This window comes from Pseudomonas sp. NPDC089406 (assembly GCF_044900265.1).
Classification (GTDB): domain Bacteria; phylum Pseudomonadota; class Gammaproteobacteria; order Pseudomonadales; family Pseudomonadaceae; genus Aquipseudomonas; species Aquipseudomonas fakonensis.
In genome coordinates this window covers 14,847-39,663 of record NZ_JBJDNC010000020.1, presented here as the reverse complement: position 1 = coordinate 39,663, position 24,817 = coordinate 14,847, and the positions used below count along the sequence as shown (strand labels likewise).

Sequence of the window (24,817 nt, the reverse complement as noted above, 5' to 3'; positions counted from 1 at the left end):
ACGAATAAATTTGCAACGGAAATTTTACTTGCAGTGGGTTTACCCATAAAATCAGCGCGATTGATTCAGCTGCGACATTTGGTCACTGCACCTGCGACACCGCGTCGCCGCTCTACTTATTTCAGACTGCAGAGCTGGGTCTCTGTATAAGGATTTCTAGCATGTCCGATTCGGTAGGACTCATGGCCCACAACTGGGGCTTTGCCATCTTCCTCCTGGGTGTCGTCGGCCTGTGTGCCTTCATGCTCGGCCTGTCCAGCCTGCTCGGTAGCAAGGCCTGGGGCCGCGCCAAGAACGAACCCTTCGAATCCGGCATGCTGCCCGTCGGCAGCGCCCGCCTGCGCCTGTCCGCCAAATTCTATCTGGTCGCGATGCTGTTCGTGATCTTCGATATCGAAGCCCTCTTCCTGTATGCATGGTCTGTGTCCGTCCGCGAAAGCGGCTGGACCGGATTCGTCGAAGCACTCGTTTTCATAGCAATTCTGTTGGCAGGTCTTGTCTACCTTTGGCGCGTCGGGGCGCTCGATTGGGCTCCCGAAGGTCGCCGCAAGCGGCAAGCGAAGCTGAAACAATGAGGCTTTGGCATGCAATACAATCTCACCAGAATCGATCCGGATGCACCCAACGAGCAGTATCCGGTCGGTGAGCGGGAAACCGTCACCGATCAACTGCTAGAGGACCAGGTCCACAAGAACATCTACATGGGGAAACTCGAAGATGTGCTGCGTGGCGCGGTCAACTGGGGTCGCAAGAACTCCCTCTGGCCGTACAACTTCGGCCTGTCCTGCTGCTACGTGGAAATGACCACGGCCTTCACGGCACCCCACGACATCGCGCGCTTCGGCGCCGAAGTCATCCGGGCCTCGCCGCGTCAGGCCGACTTCATGGTCATCGCCGGTACCTGCTTCGTGAAGATGGCGCCGATCATCCAGCGCCTGTACGAGCAGATGCTCGAGCCCAAATGGGTCATCTCCATGGGGTCGTGCGCCAACTCCGGCGGCATGTACGACATCTACTCGGTCGTTCAGGGGGTCGACAAGTTCCTCCCCGTGGACGTGTACGTGCCTGGCTGCCCGCCGCGCCCCGAAGCGTTCCTGCAAGGCTTGATGCTGCTGCAGGAGTCGATCGGCCAAGAACGACGCCCGCTTTCCTGGGTAGTTGGTGATCAAGGCATCTACCGTGCCGAAATGCCAGCCCAGAAGGACCTGCGTCGTGAACAGCGCATTGCGGTAACCAACCTGCGCAGCCCCGACGAAGTCTGATCCAGCGACCTGCCGCCCGCTCAGCGATGAGCCGGCGGCCTGGCTTCATTCTTAACGCTGACCCAAAGCGACCGAGACCATGACAGCGGACAACGCTATTTATATTCCGCCCTACAAGGCTGACGACCAGGATGTGGTCGTCGAACTGCACAACCGTTTTGGCGCCGACGCATTCGTCGCCCAGGAAACCCGCACCGGCATGCCGGTACTGTGGGTAAAACGCGCGCAACTCAAGGAAGTGCTGAGCTTCCTGCGCGGCGTGGCCAAGCCGTACAGCATGCTGTACGACCTGCACGGCGTCGACGAGCGCCTGCGCACCCAGCGCCGCGGCCTGCCTGCCGCCGACTTCAGCGTGTTCTACCACCTGCTGTCGGTCGAGCGTAACAGCGACGTGATGATCAAGGTGTCGCTCAGCGAAGGCGACCTGAACCTGCCCACCGTGACCGGCATCTGGCCCAACGCCAACTGGTACGAGCGTGAAGTCTGGGACATGTTCGGCATCGACTTTGCCGGCCACCCGCACCTGAGCCGCATCATGATGCCGCCCACCTGGGAAGGCCACCCGCTGCGCAAGGACTACCCGGCGCGCGCCACCGAGTTCGACCCCTACAGCCTCACGCTCGCCAAGCAGCAGCTTGAAGAAGAGTCGGCGCGTTTCAACCCCGAAGCCTGGGGCATGAAGCGTTCGGGCGCCAACGAGGACTACATGTTCCTCAACCTGGGCCCCAACCACCCTTCGGCCCACGGTGCGTTCCGTATCGTGCTGCAGCTGGACGGTGAAGAGATCGTCGACTGCGTCCCGGACATCGGCTACCACCACCGTGGCGCCGAGAAGATGGCCGAGCGTCAGTCGTGGCACAGCTTCATCCCCTACACCGACCGTATCGACTACCTCGGCGGGGTGATGAACAACCTGCCGTACGTACTGGCGGTGGAGAAGCTGGCCGGTATTCAGGTACCGCAAAAAGTCGACGTGATTCGCATCATGCTCGCCGAGTTCTTCCGCATCACCAGCCACCTGTTGTTCCTGGGTACCTACATCCAGGACGTCGGCGCCATGACCCCGGTGTTCTTCACCTTCACCGACCGCCAGCGCGCCTACACCGTGATCGAGGCGATCACCGGTTTCCGCCTGCACCCGGCCTGGTACCGCATCGGTGGCGTTGCCCACGACCTGCCGCGCGGCTGGGACAAGCTGGTCAAGGACTTCGTCGAATGGCTGCCCAAGCGCCTCGACGAATACACCAAGGCTGCCCTGCAGAACAGCATCCTCAAGGGCCGTACCATCGGCGTCGCCGCCTACAACACCAAGGAAGCCCTGGAATGGGGCACTACCGGTGCCGGCCTGCGCTCCACCGGTTGCGACTTCGACCTGCGTAAAGCGCGCCCCTACTCCGGCTACGAGAACTTCGAGTTCGAAGTGCCGCTGGCCCACAACGGCGATGCCTACGATCGCTGCATGGTCCGTGTCGAGGAGATGCGCCAGAGTATCCGCATCATCGACCAGTGCCTGCGCAACATGCCGGAAGGCCCGTACAAGGCGGACCACCCGCTGACCACGCCGCCGCCGAAAGAGCGCACCCTGCAGCACATCGAAACCCTGATCACCCACTTCCTGCAAGTCTCGTGGGGCCCGGTCATGCCGGCCAACGAGTCGTTCCAGATGATCGAGGCGACCAAGGGCATCAACAGTTACTACCTGACGAGCGATGGCGGCACCATGAGCTACCGCACCCGGATCCGCACGCCCAGCTACCCGCACCTGCAGCAGATCCCTTCGGTGATCAAAGGCAGCATGGTCGCGGACCTGATCGCGTACCTGGGCAGTATCGACTTCGTTATGGCTGACGTGGACCGCTAAGCATGAACAACACGCTTATCCAAACCGACCGTTTCGCCCTGAGCGAAACCGAGCGCTCGGCCATCGAGCACGAGATGCACCACTACGAGGACCCGCGCGCGGCGTCCATCGAAGCCCTGAAGATCGTGCAGAAAGAGCGCGGCTGGGTGCCGGACGGCGCCATCTACGCCATCGGCGAAGTGCTGGGCATCCCGGCCAGCGACGTCGAGGGTGTGGCCACCTTCTACAGCCAGATCTTCCGCCAGCCGGTCGGGCGCCACATCATCCGTGTGTGCGACAGCATGGTCTGCTACATCGGCGGCCACGAGTCGGTGGTCAGCCAGATCCAGAGCGAGCTGGGCATCGGCCTGGGCCAGACCACCGCAGACGGGCGCTTCACCCTGCTGCCGGTGTGCTGCCTGGGCAACTGCGACAAGGCCCCGGCGCTGATGATCGACGACGACACCTTTGGCGACGTGCAACCTGCCGGCGTCACCAAGCTGCTGGAGGGTTACGTATGACCATCACTTCCTTCGGCCCGGCCAACCGCATTGCGCGCACGGCCGAAACCCACCCGCTGACCTGGCGCCTGCGTGACGACGGCGAGCCGGTGTGGCTTGCCGAGTACGAGTCGAAGAACGGCTATGCCGCCGCGCGCAAGGCGCTGGCCGACATGTCCGCCGACGACATCGTGCAGAGCGTCAAGGACTCCGGCCTCAAGGGCCGTGGCGGCGCGGGCTTCCCCACTGGCGTGAAGTGGGGCCTGATGCCCAAAGACGAATCCATGAACATCCGCTACCTGCTGTGCAACGCGGATGAAATGGAGCCCAACACCTGGAAGGACCGCATGCTGATGGAGCAACAGCCCCATCTGCTGGTCGAGGGCATGCTGATCAGCGCCCGCGCCCTGAAGGCCTACCGCGGCTACATCTTCCTGCGTGGCGAATACACCACCGCAGCCAAGAACCTCAACCGCGCCATCGATGAAGCCAAGGCCGCAGGCCTGCTGGGCAAGAACATCCTGGGCAGCGGTTTTGACTTCGAGCTGTTCGTGCACACCGGTGCCGGGCGTTACATCTGCGGTGAAGAAACCGCACTGATCAACTCCCTCGAAGGCCGCCGCGCCAACCCGCGCTCCAAGCCGCCCTTCCCTGCCGCCGTTGGCGTGTGGGGCAAGCCGACCTGCGTGAACAACGTCGAGACCCTGTGCAACGTGCCGGCCATCGTTGCCAACGGCAACGACTGGTACAAGTCGCTGGCCCGCGAAGGCAGCGAAGACCACGGCACCAAGCTGATGGGCTTCTCCGGCAAGGTGAAGAACCCGGGCCTGTGGGAACTGCCGTTCGGCGTCACCGCCCGCGAGCTGTTCGAAGACTACGCCGGTGGCATGCGCGACGGCTTCAAGCTCAAGTGCTGGCAGCCAGGCGGCGCCGGTACCGGCTTCCTGCTGCCCGAGCACCTGGACGCACAGATGTACGCCGGTGGCATCGCCAAGGTCGGCACCCGTATGGGTACGGGCCTTGCCATGGCGGTGGACGACAGCGTCAACATGGTCTCCTTGCTGCGCAACATGGAAGAGTTCTTCGCCCGCGAATCCTGCGGCTGGTGCACCCCGTGCCGCGACGGCCTACCGTGGAGCGTGAAGATGCTGCGCTCGCTGGAAGCCGGCCAGGGCCGCGCCGAAGACATCGAGACCCTGCTGGGTCTGGTCAACTTCCTCGGCCCAGGCCGCACCTTCTGTGCTCACGCACCGGGTGCCGTCGAGCCATTGGGCAGTGCCATCAAATACTTCCGGTCCGAATTCGAGGCCGGTGTCGCCCCAGCATCTGCTGCCGACACCCTGCGCCCGAACTTGGCCAAGCCGATCGTAGTCGGCGCATAAAAAGATAGAACGCGGGTGGTCCGTGCCACCCGCCGGCCTTGCAGGCTCGCCGTAAAGATTGGCGATGAGCCGCAGGCCCACCGATTTCCATTAGCCACGCCTGCTCACGCGGGCCAACGAAGAACTTTGAACCATGGCCACTATCCACGTAGACGGCAAAGCGCTCGAAGTCAACGGTGCAGACAACCTGTTACAGGCGTGTCTGTCGCTCGGCCTCGACATCCCTTATTTCTGCTGGCACCCGGCGCTCGGAAGCGTCGGCGCCTGCCGGCAATGTGCGGTCAAGCAGTACACCGACGAGAACGACACCCGCGGTCGTATCGTCATGTCCTGCATGACCCCTGCCTCCGACGGCACCTGGATCTCCATCGAAGACGATGAGTCCAAGGCGTTTCGCGCCAGCGTCGTCGAGTGGCTGATGACCAACCACCCGCACGACTGCCCGGTGTGCGAGGAAGGCGGTCACTGCCACCTGCAGGACATGACGGTAATGACCGGCCACAACGAGCGCCGTTACCGTTTCACCAAGCGTACCCACCATAACCAGGACCTCGGCCCGTTCATCGCCCACGAGATGAACCGCTGCATCGCCTGCTACCGCTGCGTGCGCTACTACAAGGACTACGCTGGCGGCACCGACCTGGGTGTGTACGGCGCCCACGACAACGTGTACTTCGGTCGCGTTGAAGACGGCGTGCTGGAAAGCGAGTTCTCCGGCAACCTCACCGAGGTCTGCCCGACCGGTGTGTTCACCGACAAGACCCACTCCGAACGCTACAACCGCAAGTGGGACATGCAGTTTGCCCCAAGCATCTGCCACGGCTGCTCCAGCGGCTGCAACATCAGCCCCGGTGAGCGTTACGGCGAACTGCGCCGCATCGAGAACCGCTTCAACGGCTCGGTGAACCAGTACTTCCTGTGCGACCGTGGCCGCTTCGGCTATGGCTACGTCAACAGCAAGGACCGCCCGCGCCAGCCACTGCTGGCCGATGGCAGCAAGCTGTCCCTCGACGCCGCCCTGGACAAGGCCGCCGACCTGCTGCGCGGCCGCACCATCGTCGGTATCGGCTCGCCACGCGCCAGCCTCGAGAGCAACTACGGCCTGCGTGAGCTGGTCGGTGCCGAGTACTTCTACTCGGGTATGGAAGCCGGCGAACTGGCCCGCGTGCGCCTGGTGCTGGACGTGCTGAACAACAGCCCGCTGCCCGTACCGACCCTGCGCGACATCGAAGACCACGACGCGGTATTCGTGCTCGGTGAAGACCTCACGCAAACCGCCGCCCGCGTGGCCCTGGCCGTACGCCAGGCGACCAAGGGCAAGGCTGAAGCCATGGCCGATGCCATGCGCGTACAGCCGTGGCTGGACGCTGCGGTGAAGAACATCGGCCAGCACGCGCTGTACCCGCTGTTCATCGCCTCCTTGGCTGAAACCAAGCTCGACGACGTCGCCGAAGAGTGTGTGCACGCAGCGCCTGCGGACCTGGCCCGTATCGGTTTCGCCGTGGCCCACGCCATCGACCCGAGCGCGCCTGCCGTCGAAGGCCTGGACAGCGAAGCCAAGGCCCTGGCCCAGCGCATCGCCGATGCCCTGGTCGCGGCCAACCGCCCGCTGGTGGTTGCCGGTGCTTCGCTGGCAGAACCTGCGCTGATCGAAGCCGCCGCCAACATCGCCAAGGCGCTGAAGCTGCGCGAGAAGAACGGCTCGCTGACCCTGGTCGTGCCTGAGGCCAACAGCCTCGGCATGGCGATGATGGGCGGTGAGTCCGTCGACGCTGCGCTGGATGCAGTGATCAGCGGCAAGGCCGACGCCATCGTGGTGCTGGAAAACGACCTGTACACCCGTGTACCGGCCGCCAAGGTCGACGCGGCCCTGGCCGCAGCCAAGGTAGTCATCGTCGCCGACCACACCAAGACCGCCACCCTGGAGCGCGCCCACCTGGTGCTGCCGGCAGCCTCGTTCGCCGAAGGCGACGGCACCCTGGTCAGCCAGGAAGGCCGCGCCCAGCGCTTCTTCCAGGTGTTCGACCCGCAGTACCTGGACAGCAGCATCCAGATCCACGAAGGCTGGCGCTGGATGCACGCCCTGCGTGCGACCCTGCTGAACAAGCCGGTGGACTGGACCCAACTGGACCACGTCACCAGCGCCTGCGCCGAAGCCGCCCCGCAACTGGCCGGCATCGTCAACGCAGCGCCAAGCGCCGCGTTCCGCATCAAGGGCATGAAGCTGGCCCGCGAGCCGCTGCGCTACTCCGGCCGCACTGCCATGCGCGCCAACATCAGCGTGCACGAGCCGCGCACCCCGCAAGACAAGGACACCGCGTTCGCCTTCTCGATGGAAGGCTATTCGGGTTCGGCCGAACCGCGCCAGCAGGTGCCGTTCGCCTGGTCGCCGGGCTGGAACTCGCCGCAAGCCTGGAACAAGTTCCAGGACGAGGTCGGTGGCCACCTGCGCGCCGGTGACCCGGGCGTGCGCCTGATCGAGTCGCAAGGCGACCGCCTGAGCTGGTTCAGCGCCATCCCGGCTGCCTTCAACCCGGCCCGTGGCACCTGGACCGCGGTACCGTTCTTCCACCTGTTCGGCAGCGAAGAGAACTCCTCGCGCGCCACCCCGGTGCAGGAGCGCATCCCGGCCCCTTACGTAGCATTGGCCAAGTCCGAGGCCGACCGCCTGGGCGTCAACGACGGTGCCCTGCTGAGCCTGAACGTCGCAGGCGTTGCCCTGCGCCTGCCGCTGCGTATCAATGAACAACTGGGCGCTGGCCTGGTTGCGTTGCCCAAAGGCCTGGCCGGCATTCCGCCTGCCATCTTCGGTGCATCCGTCGAAGGCCTGCAGGAGGCAGCACAATGAGCTGGTTCACCCCCGAAGTGATCGATGTGATCATTCAGGTCGTCAAGGCCATCGTGGTGCTGCTGGCCGTGGTGGTCTGCGGCGCCCTGCTCAGCTTCGTCGAGCGTCGTCTGCTGGGCTGGTGGCAGGACCGTTACGGCCCGAACCGCGTTGGCCCGTTCGGCATGTTCCAGATCGCTGCCGACATGCTGAAGATGTTCTTCAAGGAAGACTGGAACCCGCCCTTCGTCGACAAGATGATCTTCACCCTGGCGCCGGTCGTGGCCATGAGCGCCCTGCTCATCGGCTTCTCGATCATTCCGATCAGCCCGGGCTGGGGCGTTGCCGACCTGAACATCGGCCTGCTGTTCTTCTTCGCTATGGCGGGTCTTTCGGTGTACGCGGTGCTGTTCGCCGGCTGGTCGTCGAACAACAAGTACGCCCTGCTGGGCAGCTTGCGTGCTTCGGCGCAGACCGTGTCGTACGAGGTGTTCCTGGGCCTGGCGCTGATGGGCGTGGTGGTACAGGTGGGCTCGTTCAACATGCGCGACATCGTTGAATACCAGGCGCAGAACCTGTGGTTCATCATTCCGCAGTTCTTCGGCTTCTGCACCTTCTTCATCGCTGGCGTCGCCGTGACTCACCGTCACCCGTTCGACCAGCCGGAAGCGGAACAGGAACTGGCCGACGGCTACCACATCGAATACGCCGGCATGAAATGGGGCATGTTCTTCGTCGGTGAGTACATCGGCATCATCCTGATCTCGGCGCTGCTGGTAACCCTGTTCTTCGGTGGCTGGCACGGCCCGTTCGGCATCCTGCCGCAGGTGCCGTTCCTGTGGTTCGCCCTGAAAACCGCGTTCTTCATCATGCTGTTCATCCTGCTGCGCGCCTCGATCCCGCGCCCACGCTATGACCAGGTGATGGACTTCAGCTGGAAGTTCTGCCTGCCGCTGACCCTGATCAATTTGCTGGTGACCGCTGCGATCGTGCTTTACAACACGCCAGCCGTCGCGGCCCAGTGAGGATTTGACCCATGTTCAAATATATCGGCGACATCGTTAAGGGCACCGGCACACAGCTGCGCAGCCTGGCCATGGTGTTCTCCCACGGGTTCCGCAAGCGCGACACCCTGCAGTACCCCGAAGAACCCGTGTACCTGCCGCCGCGCTATCGCGGCCGCATCGTCCTCACCCGCGACCCCGACGGCGAAGAGCGCTGCGTGGCCTGCAACCTCTGCGCGGTGGCCTGCCCGGTGGGCTGCATCTCGCTGCAGAAGGCAGAAACCGAGGACGGCCGTTGGTACCCCGAGTTCTTCCGCATCAACTTCTCCCGTTGCATCTTCTGCGGCTTGTGTGAAGAGGCGTGCCCGACCACCGCGATCCAGCTCACTCCGGATTTCGAAATGGCCGAGTTCAAGCGTCAGGACCTGGTGTACGAGAAAGAAGATCTGCTGATCTCCGGCCCCGGCAAGAACCCTGACTACAACTTCTACCGTGTTGCGGGTATGGCGATCGCTGGCAAGCCGAAAGGCGCTGCGCAGAACGAAGCCGAGCCGATCAACGTGAAGAGCTTGCTCCCATAAGGACAGAAAGATGGAATTCGCTTTCTACTTCGCATCCGGGATCGCCGTGGTCTCCACCCTTCGGGTGGTTACCGGCACCAACCCTGTGCACGCCCTGCTCTACCTGATCATTTCGCTGATCTCCGTGGCGATGATCTTCTTCTCCCTCGGTGCGCCGTTTGCCGGCGCCCTGGAAGTGATCGCCTACGCCGGCGCCATCATGGTGCTGTTCGTCTTCGTGGTGATGATGCTCAACCTCGGGCCGGCCTCGGTCGCCCAGGAGCGTGGCTGGCTGAAACCCGGCATCTGGGCGGGGCCGGTGATCCTCGCCGCCCTGCTGCTGCTGGAGCTGCTCTACGTGCTGTTCGCCAACCCGACTGGCGCTGCCATCAGCGGCACCACCGTCAGCGCCAAAGAGGTCGGCATCAGCCTGTTCGGCCCTTACCTGCTGGTGGTCGAACTGGCCTCGATGCTGCTGCTCGCCGCAGCCGTCACCGCCTTCCACCTGGGCCGCGTTGAGGCGAAGGAGTAAATCATGGGTGCTATCCCTCTCGAGCATGGGCTGGCGGTCGCCGGCATCCTGTTCTGCTTAGGTCTGGTTGGCCTGATGGTCCGCCGCAACATCCTCTTCGTGCTCATGAGCCTGGAAGTCATGATGAACGCTGCTGCCCTGGCGTTCATCGTCGCCGGTGCCCGTTGGGTCCAGCCCGACGGCCAGGTGATGTTCATTCTGGTGATCAGCCTGGCAGCCGCCGAGGCCAGCATTGGCCTGGCGATCCTGCTGCAGCTGTATCGCCGCTTCCACACTCTCGACATCGATGCTGCCAGTGAGATGCGCGGATGAACCTACTCTTCCTGACTTTCGTCTTCCCCCTGATCGGCTTTTTGCTGCTGTCGTTCTCGCGCGGGCGGTTCTCGGAGAACCTGTCCGCGCTGATCGGCGTCGGTTCGGTCGGCCTGTCAGCGGCCACCGCCGCCTACGTGATCTGGCAGTTCAACGTTGCCCCGCCTGAGGGCGGCGCCTACAGCCAGCTGCTGTGGCAGTGGATGTCGGTGGACGGCTTCGCGCCGAACTTCACCCTGTATCTGGATGGCCTGTCGGTCACCATGTTGGGTGTGGTTACCGGCGTAGGCTTCTTGATCCACCTGTTCGCTTCCTGGTACATGCGTGGCGAAGCCGGTTACTCGCGCTTCTTCTCGTACACCAACCTGTTCATCGCCAGCATGCTGTTCCTGATCCTGGGCGATAACCTGCTGTTCATCTACTTCGGCTGGGAAGGCGTGGGCCTGTGCTCGTACCTGTTGATCGGTTTCTACTACAGCAACCGCAACAACGGTAATGCGGCACTGAAGGCCTTCATCGTTACCCGTATCGGCGACGTGTTCATGGCCATCGGCCTGTTCATCCTGTTCGCCCAGCTGGGCACCCTGAACGTGCAGGAACTGCTGGTGCTGGCACCGCAGAAGTTCCAGGCCGGTGACACCTGGATGGTGCTGGCCACTCTGATGCTGCTGGGTGGCGCGGTCGGTAAATCGGCCCAGCTGCCGCTGCAGACCTGGCTGGCCGACGCGATGGCAGGCCCGACCCCGGTTTCGGCACTGATCCACGCCGCCACCATGGTGACTGCGGGCGTGTACCTGATTGCCCGGACCAACGGCCTGTTCCTGCTGGCCCCGGACATCCTGCATCTTGTCGGTGTGGTGGGTGGCGTCACGCTCGTGCTGGCCGGCTTCGCCGCGCTGGTACAGACCGACATCAAGCGTATCCTCGCCTACTCGACCATGAGCCAGATCGGCTACATGTTCCTCGCCCTGGGCGTTGGTGCCTGGGATGCGGCGATCTTCCACCTGATGACCCACGCCTTCTTCAAGGCCCTGCTGTTCCTTGCATCCGGTGCGGTGATCGTTGCCTGCCACCACGAGCAGAACATCTTCAAGATGGGCGGCCTGTGGAAGAAGCTGCCGCTGGCCTACGCAAGCTTCGTGGTCGGTGGCGCGGCGCTGGCGGCATTGCCGATCCTGACCGTGGGCTTCTACTCCAAGGACGAAATTCTTTGGGAAGCCTTCGCCAGCGGCAACAGCGGCCTGCTGTATGCAGGCCTGGTCGGCGCGTTCATGACCTCGCTGTACACCTTCCGCCTGATCTTCATCGCCTTCCACGGCGAAGCCAAGACCGAAGCCCATGCCGGCCACGGCATCAGCCACTGGCTGCCACTGGGCGTGCTGATCGTGCTGTCGACCTTCGTCGGTGCGTGGATTCACCCGCCGCTGGCAGGTGTGCTGCCTGAAAGCGCCGGCCACGCCGGTGGCGAAGCCAAGCACTCGCTGGAAATCGCCTCGGGCGCCATCGCGGTTGCCGGTATCCTGCTGTCGGCCCTGCTGTTCCTGGGCAAGCGCAGCTTCGTCAGCAGCATCGCCAACAGCGGCATCGGCCGCGTGCTGTCGGCCTGGTGGTTCGCCGCCTGGGGCTTCGACTGGATCTACGACAAGCTGTTCGTCAAACCTTACCTGCTGATCAGCCACGTCCTGCGCAAGGACCCGGTTGACCGCAGCATCGGCCTGATCCCTCGCCTGGCGCGCGGCGGCAACGTCGCCATGAGCAAGACCGAGACTGGCCAGCTGCGCTGGTACACCGCTTCGATCGCCGTTGGCGCAGTGCTGGTACTCGGCGCTGTGGTAGTGGCTGCGGTATGACCATGAACCTTGCGAACCTTGCGACTCTGCGAAAGGAAACCAACCCGTCATGATTTTGCCTTGGCTGATCCTGATCCCCTTCATCGGCGGCCTGCTGTGCTGGCTGGGTGAGCGCTTCGGCGCCACCCTGCCGCGCTGGATCGCGCTGCTGACCATGTCCCTGCTGCTCGGCATCGGCCTGTACCTGTGGGCTAACGGCGACTACACCCTCGCCCCTGCACCGGGCGCCGAGCCGGCCTGGGCCCTGGAATACAAAGTCCAGTGGATCCAGCGCTTCGGCATCAGCATCCACCTGGCCCTCGACGGCCTGTCGCTGCTGATGATCCTGCTGACCGGCCTGCTCGGCGTGCTGTCGGTACTGTGCTCGTGGAAAGAGATCCAGCGCCACGTCGGCTTCTTCCACCTCAACCTGATGTGGATCCTGGGCGGCGTGGTCGGTGTGTTCCTGGCACTGGACCTGTTCCTGTTCTTCTTCTTCTGGGAAATGATGCTGGTGCCGATGTACTTCCTCATCGCGCTCTGGGGCCATAGCTCGGCAGACGGCAAGAAGACCCGGATCTACGCGGCGACCAAGTTCTTCATCTTCACCCAGGCCAGCGGCCTGATCATGCTGGTGGCGATCCTGGGCCTGGTGCTGGTGAACTACAACACCACCGGTGTGCTCACCTTCAACTACAGCGACCTGCTCAAGGCCGAGCTGCCGCCTGGCGTTGAATACGTGCTGATGCTGGGCTTCTTCATCGCCTTCGCGGTGAAACTGCCGGTCGTACCCTTCCACTCCTGGCTGCCGGACGCCCACGCCCAGGCACCGACCGCAGGCTCGGTGGACCTGGCGGGCATCCTGCTGAAGACTGCGGCCTACGGCCTGCTGCGCTTCGCCCTGCCGCTGTTCCCCAACGCCTCGGCCGAGTTTGCGCCGATCGCCATGACCCTGGGCCTGATCGGTATCTTCTACGGCGCCTTCCTGGCCTTTGCGCAGACCGACATCAAGCGCCTGATCGCCTTCTCCAGCGTTTCGCACATGGGCTTCGTGCTGATCGGCATCTACTCCGGCAGCCAGCAAGCCCTGCAGGGCGCGGTGATCCAGATGCTCGCCCACGGCCTGTCGGCTGCGGCGCTGTTCATCCTGTCCGGCCAGCTGTACGAGCGCCTGCACACCCGTGACATGCGCCAGATGGGCGGCCTGTGGCACCGCATCGCGTATCTTCCGGCCATCAGCCTGTTCTTTGCCGCCGCGTCCCTGGGCCTGCCGGGCACCGGCAACTTCGTCGGCGAGTTCCTGATCCTGATCGGCAGCTTCGCCCATGTGCCATGGATCACCGTGATCGCCACCACCGGCCTGGTGTTCGGTTCGGTGTACTCGCTGATCATGATCCACCGCGCCTACTTCGGCCCGGCCAAGGCCGACACCGTACTGGCCGGCATGGACGGCCGCGAGCTGATCATGGTGCTGGGCCTGGCCGTGCTGCTGATCGTGCTGGGCGTGTACCCGCAGCCGTTCCTCGACACCTCTGCCGCCACCATGAGCGGTGTGCAGCAGTGGCTCGGTTCCGCTTTCACTCAACTCGCTTCGGCCCGGTAAGAGCGCTATGGAATTCACCACTCAACACTTCATCGCATTGGCGCCGATGCTGATCACCACCATCACCACGGTGGTGGTGATGCTGGCGATCGCCTGGAAGCGCAACCACTCGCAGACCTTCCTGCTGTCCACCGTGGGCCTGAACCTGGCCCTGCTGTCGATCTTGCCGGCACTGAAGGTCGCACCGCTGGCGGTCACCTCGCTGGTGACCATCGACAAGTTCGCCTGCCTGTACATGGCGATCATCCTGATCGCCACGTTGGCTTGCGTGACCCTCGCCCATGCTTACCTGGGCGAAGGCTCCAAGGGCTTCCCGGGCAACCGTGAAGAGCTGTACCTGCTGCTGCTGATGTCGGCACTGGGTGGCCTGGTGCTGGTCAGCGCCAACCACCTGGCGGGCCTGTTCATCGGCCTGGAGCTGCTGTCGGTGCCGGTCTACGGCCTGGTGGCGTACGCCTTCTTCAACAAGCGCTCGCTGGAAGCCGGCATCAAGTACATGGTGTTGTCGGCCGCCGGTTCCGCCTTCCTGCTGTTCGGCATGGCGCTGCTGTACGCCGATGCCGGCGCGCTGACCTTCGACCAGTTGGGCAAGGCCCTGGCCTCCACCAGCATGCCGAGCCTGCTGGCCCAGCTGGGCCTGGGCATGATGCTGGTCGGCCTGGCCTTCAAGCTGTCGCTGGTACCGTTCCACCTGTGGACCCCGGACGTGTACGAAGGCGCTCCGGCGCCGGTGGCCGCGTTCCTGGCCACCGCCAGCAAGGTCGCGGTGTTCGCTGTGGTAGTACGCCTGTTCATGCTCTCCCCTGCTGCCAGCAGCGGCGTGCTGAGCACCGTGCTGGCGGTCATCGCGGTGGCCTCGATCATCGTCGGCAACCTGCTGGCGCTGACCCAGAGCAACCTCAAGCGCCTGCTGGGTTACTCGTCGATCGCCCACTTCGGCTACCTGGTCATTGCACTGGTGGCCAGCAAGGGCCTGGCCATGGAAGCCATGGGCGTGTACCTGGTCACCTACGTGATCACCAGCCTCGGCGCCTTCGGCGTGATCACCCTGATGTCCTCGCCTTACGCCGGCCGTGACGCCGATGCGCTGTACGAGTACCGCGGCCTGTTCTGGCGCCGCCCGTACCTGACCGCAGTGCTGACCGTGATGATGCTGTCGCTGGCGGGCATCCCGCTGACGGCTGGCTTCATCGGCAAGTTCTACATCATCGCCACCGGCGTCGAGTCGCACCTGTGGTGGCTGGTCGGTGCGCTGGTGATCGGCAGCGCCATCGGCGTGTACTACTACCTGCGGGTCATGGTCACCCTGTACCTGGTGGAGCCGAACCTGCGTCGCCACGACGCCCCGCTGAAGTGGGAACAGCGCACCGGCGGCGTGATGCTGCTGGCCATCGCCATCCTCGCCTTCGTGCTGGGTGTTTACCCGCAGCCGCTGCTGGAAATGGTGCAGCAGGCCGGGCTGCAACTGATCGGCTGATCGGCTTCAGGCGTCACAAAAACACCCCGCTCATGCGGGGTGTTTTTTTATCTGCGTCCTGCATCGACCGATGTATCAGTCCCCCCTCATCAGTGCAGCACTACGCAACTCACCACTGGCCGGTGGCAGATACACTTCCGGGTTGGGCATGCCGCTGGGGGACAGTTCGTGAGTCATTTCGAACTCGGCACGCACCGACCAGCCACACGCTTCGGTGGTGCACTGAAGGTAGGCGATCCGCAGGAAAATATGCCGCCCTTCGCTGGTACGTATACGCATCCGGCTTTGGCAATGGGGGCAAACCAGTTTATAAGTACTCACGACAGGTACCTGAATGCAGAGTTCTTGCTTGCCGTCTGTGAGAAAAATCGCTTGGCCGCATCGGTATTGGCTGCACAAGTGAGTGTATTCTTCGATTTGATGTGTTTCATTGCCGAATTACTCCTTTTAACGCTGGCCTTTATTCATAACGAGTAGTTTAAGCCCATGAAATATCATTAAACCAGTCATGGATTATCCGCTATGAGTAGCCACACGCTTGCTTGTGTTTTGGCCCGCCTGAAAGTTCTGACCTCCACCCACACAGATGCAGCGCTTTCAAGAGCACTGTCGATAAGCCCGCAGACCCTCAGCAGCTGGAAGATGCGCGACAGCATTCCATACTCATTATGCGTAGATATTGCCCGCCAACATGCCTGCTCACTGGACTGGCTGTTGCTTGGCGAACCTGCCGCGCAAGCCCCGGATGGCAGTGATGCGGCCTGGGAGCATGAGCTGCTGGCGCAGCTGCGTGCACTGCCGGTTGCCGATCGCCGGGCGGTTACCCTGGTGGTGCGCGACAAGCAACGCATTCAGCAGTTGCAACAACAACTGGATGCGCTGGCTTGCCGCGCTGACGGCTAACCCTTGCGGCGCCAGCGCTGGATGATATCTTGCGGATCCAGCGATTCCAGCCAGTCCATGACCTTGAGGCTGACGGGAATCACCACCACCGCCGCCACGAATGCGGCCATGCCACGGGAAAGCATGGGCGCCAGCGACAGCACCAAGGGTTCGAACAGATGGCCCACGCCAACGGTCACGAAGACCAGCAGCAGGCTTCTGCCCGCCTTCGGGCGCCTGGACGCGCCGCCGGCCAACCGGTCACGTGCCGCAAAGACCAGCAAGGCCCCCAGCAAGGCGGCGAACAGTACATGGCCATCGACGTCGATAACCCCTTGCATCACGCCAGATAGCCCCTGGGGGAGCGTTGCATCATTCATGCTCCACCCTCCCCTGCAACAACAGCCGAGGCGCGACCGCGCCCAGATTACGCAGGATCGCAGCCTCGACGAAGCACAGGTAACAGACCCGCAACGCTCGCCCGTGGGCGTGCCCGTCCAGGTCTTCCAGGCGTTTGTAACCCCGCGTTCGCAAGGCCACTCGCCAACTGGCGAACTCATGCGCGGCGGCGATCACGGCGCAGCGGCCGGCAACCTCGAGCGCGGCCTCGCTGACCGTGCAGAACAACTTCAGGCGCGCCCGCAGCCGGGCCAGCTCGAAGCGCGGCCAGAACGGGTCATGGCAGTCGGTAATGGCGTCGATGCTCATCAGTGCACCTCACTGCTCGTTCAGCATGCCGTAGCGGATGGCTTTGATAACCGCCGCTACGCGGGTGGATACATCGAATTTGCGCAAGATGTTCGAGACGTGGAAATTCACCGTCGACTCCTTGCACTCCAGGATCCGGCCGATTTCCCATGAACTCTTGCCATAGGCGCACCACAACAGCACCTGGTGCTCGCGAGGGGTCAGCCGTACTGAGGTACCCAACGCGGGTTGCTGCCGGTCCGCGGGGTTACTGGTCATCCGTGTGTTGTCAGTCATCTTTGCACTCCATGAGTGATTGAGAGCGGCATCACTGCCGATGGCAATCACCTTACGAAGCGCCCGGCGCCCTTCTCCAGCAGCCGCAGTTGTAAAGAACCGCGCTACAAAACCGTCTGAGCAAAACAGCCCGACGAGCCGGCGCACGAAATTTGCCGAATTTGTTCGTGCTCCAGGCGGCATTTCGCTCGTCTCAACGCCGTTGCCCACCCGCCTTTCGTCTGGAGCCTCACGATGCGTCGCGCTTTGCCCCTCCCCCTCGGCCTGCTGGCTGCCCTGGGTACGCCCCTGCCCAGCCTGGCAGCCCCCTCGGTCGAACTCGGCCAGGTACTGATCACCGACGAGGCGCAGGACGAACTGGCCGATGCCGGCGAACGTCTGCGCGAAACCCCGGGCGCCAGCAACCTGGTGGACATGCAGCGGGTGGGCCAGGGCCGGGTGGCCAGCAACCAGGATGTGCTGGCCTACCAGCCCGGCGTATTCGCCCAGTCGGCGGGTAACGACGGCATCAAGCTGTCGATTCGCGGCTCGGGCCTCAACCGCGCACCGGGCGCCCATGGCTCCGGGGTGTACACGATGTTCGACGGCCTGCCCCTGACCGGCCCCGGTGGCACGCCCTACGAGCTGTTCGAGCCGCTGTGGCTTAGCCGCGCCGAGGTGCTGCGCGGCGCCAACGGTTTCGATCAGGGCTCGCTGGCCCTGGGCGGGGCGATCAATTACCTCACCCATACCGGTTACGATGCTGCCCCCTTGCAGGTGCGCTATGAGGCGGGCAGTCGTGGCTACCAGCGTCGCCATGTCAGCTCGGGCCAGGTGCTTGGCAACCTGGACTATTACGTGGCCTTGACCGACGCCGAATACGACGGCTACCAGAAGCACAGCAGCGGCAGCGCCAAGGGCTTTGCCGCCAATGTCGGCTATCGCTTCAACCCGAACCTCGAAACCCGCTTCTACCTGCGCTACCGCGAAACCGAGAACGAGCTGGCCGGGCGCCTGACCAAAGAGCAGATCAAGCACCACCCACGGGCCGCCAACTCCGCCTACCTGGCCCGCGATGACAGCCGCCCGCAACCGGGCAGCACCTGGGTAGGCAACAAGACCACCTTCTTCCTCGACGAAGACTCGCGCCTGGAGGCCGGGCTGGTCTACCACGACTTCCCGATGGACCTGCGCGAAGGCCCGATGCGCCTGAAGGTGGCCTACACCGATGTCAGCGGCACCCTCAACTACCTGCGCCGCGACACTTTGTTCGGCCACCAGAGCAAGACCACCCTCGGCTGGCGCACCACCAAGCACCTGCCCAACAGCGGTGCCTCGCAATTCGTGCGCAACGGCGACGAATTCGGCCCGCGCAGCCGCGACTTCAGCTACCAGGGTTCGGACACCGTGCTGCATGCCGGTAACGACCTGGAGCTGGTGCCAGACCTGTGGCTGACCACGGGCCTGGCGATGATCTACACCCGCCGCGAAAGCGCGGTCAGCTACCCGGCCGACGGCGGCAAGGTCAGCCTGCATGACTGGGACTATGCCCCGCGCCTGGGCCTGCGCTACGACGTCACCCCGCAGTTGCAGGTGTACGGCAACCTCAGCCGCTCGGTCGAGCCACCCCACCCGTGGTCGCTGATCTGGAGCTCCACCGTTGCGACCCAGCCGATCGAGCTTGAGAACCAGACCGCCACCACCCTGGAACTGGGCGCCCGCGGCGATTCGGCGCTGGGCCGCTGGGACCTGGCCTGGTACTACGCCCAGGTACGCCACGAGCTGCTGGCCGTGGAGATCGTCGCCGGCCTGCCGGCCAAGGAAGCCAATGCCAGCCCCACCGTGCACCAGGGCATCGAAGCCGGCCTGGACAGCACCCTGTGGGAGCGCCCCGGCAGCGGCAAGCTGAGCCTGCGCCAGGCCTATACCTTCAGCGACTTCCACTACCGCGACGACGACAGGTTCGGCGACAACCGCCTACCTGGCATCCCCATGCATTACTACCAGGGCGAACTGCGCTATGACTGGCCGAGCGGCTTCTACGCAGGAGTGAACACGCAGATCGCCTCCAAGGTGCAGGTGGATTACGCCAACAGCTACCACGCCGATGCCTACGCACTGCTGGGCGCACGGCTGGGTTGGGACTCGCCCAAACAGGACTGGCAGACCTGGCTGGACCTGCGCAACCTCACCAACAAGCGCTACGCGGCAACGGTGACGCCAGGCTATGACGATGCCGGCCAGGATTTTGCCCGCTCGACCCCGGGTGAAGGCTTTGCCGCTTACCTGGGGGTGTCCTACAGCTTGCGCTGATGCCCTGTTGCGCATGGAACCGCGGCCGCAAGCACGCCCGCGACACCTGTGGGAGCGGCTTTAGCCGCGAAGCAGTCACCGCGCTAGATGGCACCGGCTTCGCCGGTGTTCGCGGCTGAAGCCGTTCCCACAGAATCCTCGTTAAATCAACGAGTTGTGATTTGTTCCATAAGAGCGGGCACCAGGCGCATGCCAACCATTACCCCAAATGGGTGCTCTGATGAGTTTTGTTCATCAAGGCGGGTCGCAAGATATACCGGATGACGGGTGACTTACAGGCCAGGATAATTAAATCCAGCCTGTTTCGGGTAATTCAGGCTTGTGCGGCGAACAAAGCCTACAAGCCTTCGTCGAAAGTCCATTTTTTCAGCATTAATTTCACCAGCAATTGCCGCCTTGGCGGTTACATGCCACCACGCCTGAACCCTCCCCCACAACTCGCCCCCCAGCCTGTACGCCGCCCCTTCCCATCCACGTTTGCTTCTGCCGGCCAGGCAGAGGGAAACCACTCCCGTTTAAACCGCCAACGCGCTTGCGCAAGAATTTCAGCGGCAACGAAATGGTCGTTGCACCACGACATGAACGGAGTAACAAGATGGGTATCTACATGGGCTACAAATTCAACTCCCACACCGATGAGCAATCCGAAGCCGTCACTCAGGCGCCTACCCAGACTCAACCCGAGCAGATCGATGCACAGCACCTGGCTGAGCACGAGAAGCAGCAACTGAACGACGAGTAACGTGTTGCGCAAGGTGTGCCGAAAGGCCACCTTGCGCTCGGGAGCGCCCATGCCAGCTGAAGACCCAACCCCCATCGACCATGAACGGCTAGAAGCACAGGCCAGCCACCTGGCCCGTGTGCTTGCATTACCCGCCAAACGGCCAAACGCAACCACCGCGATAGCCCGGCTGCACACGCCAATTGGCCCGTTGCTGAACAACCTGTTTCTACTGCGCATCGCCAGTGTCGAATACCTGGGGCGCAGACAACCCGACGCCGACGGCCAACTGGATAGCCGCCTGACACCCGACATGTTGCTGGGCCCCTTGCTGCACGCACACTGGGGCGAACACGGCTGGCATTGCCAATACCAGCCGTTGGTCAATCAACAGCACGAGCTAGTGTTTCGGCAAGCGCTTGCCTGCGCCAGCCACAGGATCCACTTCCCATTCCCCGAACTGGACCATCAATGCCGGGAGCAGATCGCCCCGCCCAGCTTCTGGGATACGCCACAAGACATCGCCGAGCAGTTGGACCACCAGGAACAGCACTTTCGTGACGCCAGCCGCGAGGCACTTGCAGGCCGCCTGCCTGCCGGCGCCGTCATCCATGACCCGGCTTGCTCCACCGGCACCTTCATCGCCTCGCTGGCAAAAGCCTTCCCCGCCAGTCGTTGCATCGGGGCGGATCGCTCCTTGGCGATGATTACCCATGCGACAGCCAATCATCGGCTACCTAACCTGAGCTTTGCAGTCGCCGACGCCCATGCACCGGCGGTCCCGGCAGGTGGTTGCGATGTGTTGATCCTGCGCTTTCTCAACGCCGAAATGATGACGCGCAGCGCCGCCATCGCGTTGTTCGAGCAACTCACCGGCTTGCTGCGCCCCGGTGGCATGGCGCTGGTGTTCGGCCAATCCAGCGTGCTGTTCGAAGTGGGGCTGCAGGCGCAGCAGCTAGGCCTGCAAGTCATCGGCAGCCTGGCCAATGTGCCCGGCACCTTGCAGCTTTTTCAGTTCTACCAACTGGTCCGCCCCATGCCTCACCTGAATGAAGAGCACCCATGAACCGGCCTGCCGAACGCGAATACAGCCTGGGCGTAGCCATGGCACGGGCCGAGGTACAACTGGCAGCCCTTGGCTTGCACCTTGAAGAAACGCAGCTTGGCGAGGGGCTCGGTTCGGTGCTGGTGCGCCTGAACGACAGGGCAAGCGGCAGGACTGCACATGGCAGCGGCAAAGGCATGCTCGAGGAGGCCCGCGTGGGCGCACGCTTCGAGGCACTGGAGCATTACCTCGACGAGCACCAGCCGCGTCAGTTGCACTTGCGTGACTGCAATAGCCTGGCCGACCAGGCATACCTGCAGGATGACTTCCTGCGCCCCTGGCTGCTGGCACAATCTGGCCGCTACCTGGCTTGCCAGCGCTATACCGACCTGCAGGCCAGGCCGCTGTTCGACTACCCGATCGGCGTCACCCTGCCCGATTACGCCGACCAGGCCCTGCCAGGTGATGACTTCGACCACCGCGGCCTGCGGCGTTACAGCAGTAACGATGGCGCAGCCATTGGTGCCAGCCGCGACGAAGCGTTGCTGCATGCCCTGAACCAGCTCATCGAGCGTGATGCACTGTCCCTTTTCATGCTGCGGCACTTCTATTACCAGACCGGCGAACCCTTGCTACAGATGCTGCGCCCGTCTGCCGGCACGCCGCTGGCAAACCGCTGGGACGAGGCCGAGCGGTGCTTGCACAGCCCCATCGCCGTGCTGGACATCAGCAACGAGTTCGCCAGCCGCAGCTTCCTGGCCCTGTGCCTGCAACCGGCCTCGCCCTTGCAGGCCAGCGTGGTCGGCTGCGGCGCGTCTCTGGACCCCTGGCTCGGCATACGCCGGGCCGTGAGCGAGTTGGTGCAACTGCAGCTCAACAGCCGCCTGCCGCAAGCCACGCATCAGCTGCAACAGGCTGCGGGCGCGCTGGCGGCATGGCCGAAACTGCAACGCTGCCAGCGGCGCGATATTGCCGCCCTGCTTGGCAACAGCCGCTACTGCTCCCTGGCAGAACCGCCCCCCGCCCAAACCGTCGCCCGGCAACTGCAAATGCTGGTGGAGGACTTGCACCGGCATGGCCATCAGGTGGGCCTGTGCGAGGTGTTTCGCGGGGCCCAGGGCATCAGCCTGGTCAATGCCGTGGTGCCTGGGCTTGAGCGCTTCCACCTGGTCAGCAGCGGCAACCTGGTGCTGCCGGGCCCACGCGGCCTGCGCCTGGCTGAGGGCGGATGAGTCATGGCAGCTGCACCTGGGGCTTGTTCGCCGCGAAAATAGCCCAGCTGGAAATGAACAGCGCCGCGATCAGCGGCCCGATCACAAAGCCATTGAGGCCGAACACCGCCAGCCCGCCGAGGGTCGACACCAGGATCAGGTAGTCGGGCATGCGGGTGTCCTTGCCCACCAGGATCGGCCGCAGCAGGTTGTCTACCAGGCCGATCACCAGTACGCCGAAGGCAGTCAGCACGATGCCCTGCCAGGTTGCCCCGGTGAGCAGGAAGTACGCCGCCACCGGCGCCCAGACGATACCCGCGCCCACCGCCGGCAGCAGCGACAGGAACGCCATCAGCACCGCCCACACCAGCGCACTGGGGATGCCCAGCACCCAGAAGATGAACCCGCCCAACGCCCCCTGGGTGATGGCCACCAACAGGTTGCCCTTGACCGTGGCACGCACCACACGTTTGAACTTCAGTTGCAGGCGGCGCTTTTGCTGCTCGGGCAGCGGCACCGCCTGGCGCACCTTGCGCGCCAGCTCCGCGCCCTCGCGCAGGAAGAAGTACAGCAGGTAGAGCATGATGCCGAAGCTCACCAGGAAGTCGAAGGTACCCTGGCCAAAGCTGAAGGCCTGCCCGGCAAGGAACTGGCTGCCCTGGGTGGCCCACTTGGTGATCTTGTCGCGCAGGCCGTCGAGGTTGCCCATGCCCATGCGGTCCAGGGCGTGCTGGGCATAACCAGGCAGCATGTCCTTGCCGCGCTCGATGTAGCCGGCGATGTCCAGCTGGCCGCTTTCGATGCGTTGGTACAGGGTGGCGCCCTCCTGCACCAGCAGGGCGCTGATGACGATCACCGGCAGCACCGCGATCAGCAGGCAAACGGTCAGGGTGGCGGCGGTGGCCAGGTTGCGCCGGCGCTCGAAGCGCAGCAGCAACTGGCGTTGCAGGGGCGCAAACAAAATGGCCAGGATCACCGCCCAGAAGATCGCGCCGTAGTACGGCAGCAGAATCCAGATGAAGGCGATGGTGACCAGCGCCAGCAACACGGTCAGGGCTTTGTTCTGCAGAGCGGTTTCGTTCATGGGCATTCCTCGGGGGCTCAACAGCTTAGTGCTCGCGGCGCGGGCAAAAGTGCCGTTGACCCAGGTCAATGCCCGCAGCGGGTGCAAACCGTAGCATCCGCGCCTTTTGCTCCCCTGGTGCGCACCATGACCCCGTCCGCCTCGCCCGAACTGCTGGCCCCTGCCGGCACCCTCAAGACCATGCGCTACGCCTTCGCCTACGGCGCCGATGCGGTGTATGCCGGCCAGCCGCGCTACAGCCTGCGGGTGCGCAACAACGACTTCGACCACGCCACCCTGGCCGAAGGCATCGGCGAGGCCCATGCGCTCGGCAAGCGCTTCTACGTGGTGGTCAACATCGCCCCGCACAACGCCAAGCTCAAGACCTTCCTCAAGGACCTAGCGCCAGTGATCGAAATGGGCCCGGATGCGCTGATCATGTCCGACCCCGGGCTGATCATGCTGGTGCGCGAGCACTTCCCGCAGATGCCGGTGCACCTGTCGGTACAGGCCAATACGGTGAACTGGGCCAGCGTGCAGTTCTGGCAGCGCATGGGGCTGGCCCGGGTGATCCTGTCGCGGGAGCTGTCGCTGGAGGAAATCGAAGAGATCCGCCAGCACGTACCTGACATGGAGCTGGAGGTATTCGTGCACGGCGCGCTGTGCATGGCCTACTCGGGCCGCTGCCTGTTGTCGGGCTACCTGAACAAGCGTGACGCCAACCAGGGCAGCTGCACCAACGCCTGCCGCTGGAAGTACCAGGCCACTGCGGGCTGCGAGAACGCCACCGGCGACATCGTGCGTGAGGTCGAGCCGACCCTGGGCCTCGGCGCGCCCACCGACCAGGTGTTCCTGCTGCAGGAAAGCAACCGCCCAGGCGAGGAAATGCCGGCGTTCGAAGACGAGCACGGCACCTACATCATGAACGCCAAGGACCTGCGCGCCATCCAGCACGTCGAGCGCCTGAGCCGCATGGGCGTGCACTCGCTGAAGATCGAGGGCCGCACCAAGTCGCACTTCTACTGCGCCCGCGCCGTGCAGTCGTACCGCAAGGCCATCGACGACGCAGCGGCCGGGCGGCCGTTCGACCGCGGGCTGATGGACAACCTCGAATCCCTCGCCCAACGCGGCTACACCGAGGGTTTTCTGCGCCGCCACGTGCATGACGAGTACCAGAACTACCAGCGCGGCAACTCGGTGTCGGAGCGCCAGCAGTTCGTCGGTGAACTGACCGGTGAGCGGTTGAACGGCCTGGCCGAGGTGAAGGTGAAGAACCGCTTTGCCGTCGGCGACCACCTGGAGCTGATGACCCCGCACGGCAATTACCACTTCGACCTGGCCCGCCTGTGTGATCGTCAGCAGCAGGCGATCGAGGTGGCGCCGGGCGACGGGCATGTGGTGTATCTGCCGATCCCCGAGCAGGTGCCATTGGAGTTCGGGCTGCTGATGCGCGACCTGGGCAACAACGAGGCCGCCGGCTGACTGATCTGT

At 63.8% G+C, this 24,817-nt stretch carries 24 protein-coding genes; 19 read left to right on the top strand and 5 right to left on the bottom strand.

The annotated features are described in order from the left end of the window. Positions 1-161: 161 nt before the first annotated feature. From ACI2KK_RS15565 to nuoN, 13 genes are all read left to right on the top strand, one after another. A complete protein-coding gene (locus tag ACI2KK_RS15565) occupies positions 162-575 on the top strand; it encodes an NADH-quinone oxidoreductase subunit A (protein WP_217839350.1) in 414 nt (137 codons plus the stop codon). A gap of 9 nt (positions 576-584) precedes the next feature. Next, positions 585-1,262, top strand: coding sequence for an NADH-quinone oxidoreductase subunit B family protein (locus tag ACI2KK_RS15560; protein WP_008096180.1), 678 nt, complete (start codon positions 585-587; stop codon positions 1,260-1,262). A 79-nt stretch (positions 1,263-1,341) separates the two neighbouring features. Beyond that, a complete protein-coding gene (nuoC, locus tag ACI2KK_RS15555) occupies positions 1,342-3,123 on the top strand; it encodes an NADH-quinone oxidoreductase subunit C/D (RefSeq protein ID WP_217839351.1) in 1,782 nt (593 codons plus the stop codon). Between the two features lie 2 nt (positions 3,124-3,125). Beyond that, positions 3,126-3,623 carry an NADH-quinone oxidoreductase subunit NuoE gene (gene nuoE, locus ACI2KK_RS15550; RefSeq protein ID WP_130264067.1) on the top strand — a complete coding sequence of 166 codons (498 nt, stop codon included), beginning with the start codon at positions 3,126-3,128 and terminating at the stop codon, positions 3,621-3,623. Further along, positions 3,620-4,984 (top strand): NADH-quinone oxidoreductase subunit NuoF, encoded by a 1,365-nt coding sequence (gene nuoF / locus ACI2KK_RS15545; protein WP_404669564.1) that lies wholly within the window; start codon positions 3,620-3,622, stop codon positions 4,982-4,984. The genes nuoE and nuoF overlap by 4 nt, the downstream gene beginning before the upstream one ends. A gap of 133 nt (positions 4,985-5,117) precedes the next feature. Beyond that, positions 5,118-7,832, top strand: coding sequence for an NADH-quinone oxidoreductase subunit NuoG (nuoG, locus tag ACI2KK_RS15540; RefSeq protein WP_404669563.1), 2,715 nt, complete (start codon positions 5,118-5,120; stop codon positions 7,830-7,832). Continuing rightward, complete coding sequence (nuoH, locus tag ACI2KK_RS15535) at positions 7,829-8,836, top strand: NADH-quinone oxidoreductase subunit NuoH (protein ID WP_217839354.1); 1,008 nt, start codon at positions 7,829-7,831, stop codon at positions 8,834-8,836. The genes nuoG and nuoH overlap by 4 nt, the downstream gene beginning before the upstream one ends. 11 nt (positions 8,837-8,847) lie before the next feature. Beyond that, on the top strand, positions 8,848-9,396 hold the full coding sequence (gene nuoI / locus ACI2KK_RS15530; RefSeq protein ID WP_016488223.1) for an NADH-quinone oxidoreductase subunit NuoI: 549 nt from the start codon (positions 8,848-8,850) through the stop codon (positions 9,394-9,396). A 10-nt stretch (positions 9,397-9,406) separates the two neighbouring features. Then, a complete protein-coding gene (nuoJ, locus tag ACI2KK_RS15525; protein WP_217885669.1) occupies positions 9,407-9,907 on the top strand; it encodes an NADH-quinone oxidoreductase subunit J in 501 nt (166 codons plus the stop codon). 3 nt (positions 9,908-9,910) lie between these two features. Next, positions 9,911-10,219, top strand: coding sequence for an NADH-quinone oxidoreductase subunit NuoK (gene nuoK, locus ACI2KK_RS15520; protein ID WP_023631349.1), 309 nt, complete (start codon positions 9,911-9,913; stop codon positions 10,217-10,219). Further along, positions 10,216-12,069 carry an NADH-quinone oxidoreductase subunit L gene (gene nuoL, locus ACI2KK_RS15515; protein ID WP_217839355.1) on the top strand — a complete coding sequence of 618 codons (1,854 nt, stop codon included), beginning with the start codon at positions 10,216-10,218 and terminating at the stop codon, positions 12,067-12,069. The genes nuoK and nuoL overlap by 4 nt, the downstream gene beginning before the upstream one ends. 49 nt (positions 12,070-12,118) lie before the next feature. Continuing rightward, the gene (gene nuoM / locus ACI2KK_RS15510) at positions 12,119-13,651 is read left to right on the top strand and encodes an NADH-quinone oxidoreductase subunit M (RefSeq protein WP_404669562.1); all 1,533 of its coding nucleotides are present in this window, start codon (positions 12,119-12,121) and stop codon (positions 13,649-13,651) included. Between the two features lie 7 nt (positions 13,652-13,658). Continuing rightward, positions 13,659-15,128, top strand: coding sequence for an NADH-quinone oxidoreductase subunit NuoN (gene nuoN, locus ACI2KK_RS15505; RefSeq protein WP_404669561.1), 1,470 nt, complete (start codon positions 13,659-13,661; stop codon positions 15,126-15,128). A 75-nt stretch (positions 15,129-15,203) separates the two neighbouring features. On the opposite strand, the gene ACI2KK_RS15500 is transcribed toward nuoN, so the two are convergent. Next, on the bottom strand, positions 15,204-15,449 hold the full coding sequence (locus ACI2KK_RS15500; protein WP_404669560.1) for an ogr/Delta-like zinc finger family protein: 246 nt from the start codon (positions 15,447-15,449) through the stop codon (positions 15,204-15,206). Between the two features lie 201 nt (positions 15,450-15,650). On the opposite strand from ACI2KK_RS15500, the gene ACI2KK_RS15495 reads away from it, so the two are divergent. Then, positions 15,651-16,031, top strand: a complete 381-nt coding sequence (locus ACI2KK_RS15495) for a helix-turn-helix domain-containing protein (RefSeq protein ID WP_404669559.1) — start codon at positions 15,651-15,653, stop codon at positions 16,029-16,031. Here the strand turns inward: ACI2KK_RS15495 and ACI2KK_RS15490 are convergent. The 3 genes from ACI2KK_RS15490 to ACI2KK_RS15480 are packed head-to-tail and all read right to left on the bottom strand — an operon-like array spanning position 16,028 to position 16,976. Beyond that, positions 16,028-16,390 (bottom strand): hypothetical protein, encoded by a 363-nt coding sequence (locus ACI2KK_RS15490; RefSeq protein WP_404669558.1) that lies wholly within the window; start codon positions 16,388-16,390, stop codon positions 16,028-16,030. The genes ACI2KK_RS15495 and ACI2KK_RS15490 overlap by 4 nt on opposite strands. Next, on the bottom strand, positions 16,383-16,718 hold the full coding sequence (locus ACI2KK_RS15485; protein WP_404669557.1) for a head completion/stabilization protein: 336 nt from the start codon (positions 16,716-16,718) through the stop codon (positions 16,383-16,385). Before ACI2KK_RS15485 ends, ACI2KK_RS15490 begins: the two co-directional genes overlap by 8 nt. A gap of 9 nt (positions 16,719-16,727) precedes the next feature. Continuing rightward, positions 16,728-16,976: a response regulator transcription factor gene (locus tag ACI2KK_RS15480; protein WP_404669599.1), complete on the bottom strand. Its 249-nt coding sequence runs from the start codon at positions 16,974-16,976 to the stop codon at positions 16,728-16,730. A 252-nt stretch (positions 16,977-17,228) separates the two neighbouring features. On the opposite strand from ACI2KK_RS15480, the gene ACI2KK_RS15475 reads away from it, so the two are divergent. The 4 genes from ACI2KK_RS15475 (at position 17,229) to ACI2KK_RS15460 (ending at position 22,284) form a co-directional block, all read left to right on the top strand. After that, positions 17,229-19,286 carry a TonB-dependent receptor family protein gene (locus ACI2KK_RS15475; RefSeq protein WP_404669556.1) on the top strand — a complete coding sequence of 686 codons (2,058 nt, stop codon included), beginning with the start codon at positions 17,229-17,231 and terminating at the stop codon, positions 19,284-19,286. A 595-nt stretch (positions 19,287-19,881) separates the two neighbouring features. Further along, a complete protein-coding gene (locus tag ACI2KK_RS15470) occupies positions 19,882-20,028 on the top strand; it encodes a hypothetical protein (protein ID WP_369987200.1) in 147 nt (48 codons plus the stop codon). Between the two features lie 49 nt (positions 20,029-20,077). After that, entirely contained in the window at positions 20,078-21,073 is a 996-nt protein-coding gene (locus ACI2KK_RS15465; protein ID WP_404669555.1) for a class I SAM-dependent methyltransferase, read from the top strand. Then, positions 21,070-22,284: a YcaO-like family protein gene (locus ACI2KK_RS15460; RefSeq protein ID WP_404669554.1), complete on the top strand. Its 1,215-nt coding sequence runs from the start codon at positions 21,070-21,072 to the stop codon at positions 22,282-22,284. The genes ACI2KK_RS15465 and ACI2KK_RS15460 overlap by 4 nt, the downstream gene beginning before the upstream one ends. Position 22,285: 1 nt before the next feature. Here the strand turns inward: ACI2KK_RS15460 and ACI2KK_RS15455 are convergent, their stop codons facing one another. Next, the gene (locus ACI2KK_RS15455; RefSeq protein WP_404669553.1) at positions 22,286-23,347 is read right to left on the bottom strand and encodes an AI-2E family transporter; all 1,062 of its coding nucleotides are present in this window, start codon (positions 23,345-23,347) and stop codon (positions 22,286-22,288) included. A gap of 126 nt (positions 23,348-23,473) precedes the next feature. On the opposite strand from ACI2KK_RS15455, the gene yegQ reads away from it, so the two are divergent. Continuing rightward, a complete protein-coding gene (gene yegQ / locus ACI2KK_RS15450; RefSeq protein WP_404669552.1) occupies positions 23,474-24,808 on the top strand; it encodes a tRNA 5-hydroxyuridine modification protein YegQ in 1,335 nt (444 codons plus the stop codon). The last annotated feature ends 9 nt before the right edge of the window (positions 24,809-24,817 follow it).

Coding starts and splice junctions, on each gene's coding strand:
- ACI2KK_RS15480 (WP_404669599.1), bottom strand. CDS start 16,976: ATGACCAGTAACCCCGCGGACCGGCAGCAACCCGCGTTGGGTACCTCA.
- ACI2KK_RS15565 (WP_217839350.1), top strand. CDS start 162: ATGTCCGATTCGGTAGGACTCATGGCCCACAACTGGGGCTTTGCCATC.
- ACI2KK_RS15490 (WP_404669558.1), bottom strand. CDS start 16,390: ATGAATGATGCAACGCTCCCCCAGGGGCTATCTGGCGTGATGCAAGGG.
- nuoL (WP_217839355.1), top strand. CDS start 10,216: ATGAACCTACTCTTCCTGACTTTCGTCTTCCCCCTGATCGGCTTTTTG.
- nuoE (WP_130264067.1), top strand. CDS start 3,126: ATGAACAACACGCTTATCCAAACCGACCGTTTCGCCCTGAGCGAAACC.
- yegQ (WP_404669552.1), top strand. CDS start 23,474: ATGACCCCGTCCGCCTCGCCCGAACTGCTGGCCCCTGCCGGCACCCTC.
- nuoJ (WP_217885669.1), top strand. CDS start 9,407: ATGGAATTCGCTTTCTACTTCGCATCCGGGATCGCCGTGGTCTCCACC.
- ACI2KK_RS15460 (WP_404669554.1), top strand. CDS start 21,070: ATGAACCGGCCTGCCGAACGCGAATACAGCCTGGGCGTAGCCATGGCA.
- nuoH (WP_217839354.1), top strand. CDS start 7,829: ATGAGCTGGTTCACCCCCGAAGTGATCGATGTGATCATTCAGGTCGTC.
- nuoI (WP_016488223.1), top strand. CDS start 8,848: ATGTTCAAATATATCGGCGACATCGTTAAGGGCACCGGCACACAGCTG.
- nuoG (WP_404669563.1), top strand. CDS start 5,118: ATGGCCACTATCCACGTAGACGGCAAAGCGCTCGAAGTCAACGGTGCA.
- ACI2KK_RS15485 (WP_404669557.1), bottom strand. CDS start 16,718: ATGAGCATCGACGCCATTACCGACTGCCATGACCCGTTCTGGCCGCGC.
- ACI2KK_RS15470 (WP_369987200.1), top strand. CDS start 19,882: ATGGGTATCTACATGGGCTACAAATTCAACTCCCACACCGATGAGCAA.
- ACI2KK_RS15455 (WP_404669553.1), bottom strand. CDS start 23,347: ATGAACGAAACCGCTCTGCAGAACAAAGCCCTGACCGTGTTGCTGGCG.
- ACI2KK_RS15465 (WP_404669555.1), top strand. CDS start 20,078: ATGCCAGCTGAAGACCCAACCCCCATCGACCATGAACGGCTAGAAGCA.
- nuoK (WP_023631349.1), top strand. CDS start 9,911: ATGGGTGCTATCCCTCTCGAGCATGGGCTGGCGGTCGCCGGCATCCTG.
- ACI2KK_RS15475 (WP_404669556.1), top strand. CDS start 17,229: ATGCGTCGCGCTTTGCCCCTCCCCCTCGGCCTGCTGGCTGCCCTGGGT.
- nuoM (WP_404669562.1), top strand. CDS start 12,119: ATGATTTTGCCTTGGCTGATCCTGATCCCCTTCATCGGCGGCCTGCTG.
- ACI2KK_RS15495 (WP_404669559.1), top strand. CDS start 15,651: ATGAGTAGCCACACGCTTGCTTGTGTTTTGGCCCGCCTGAAAGTTCTG.
- nuoN (WP_404669561.1), top strand. CDS start 13,659: ATGGAATTCACCACTCAACACTTCATCGCATTGGCGCCGATGCTGATC.
- nuoF (WP_404669564.1), top strand. CDS start 3,620: ATGACCATCACTTCCTTCGGCCCGGCCAACCGCATTGCGCGCACGGCC.
- ACI2KK_RS15560 (WP_008096180.1), top strand. CDS start 585: ATGCAATACAATCTCACCAGAATCGATCCGGATGCACCCAACGAGCAG.
- nuoC (WP_217839351.1), top strand. CDS start 1,342: ATGACAGCGGACAACGCTATTTATATTCCGCCCTACAAGGCTGACGAC.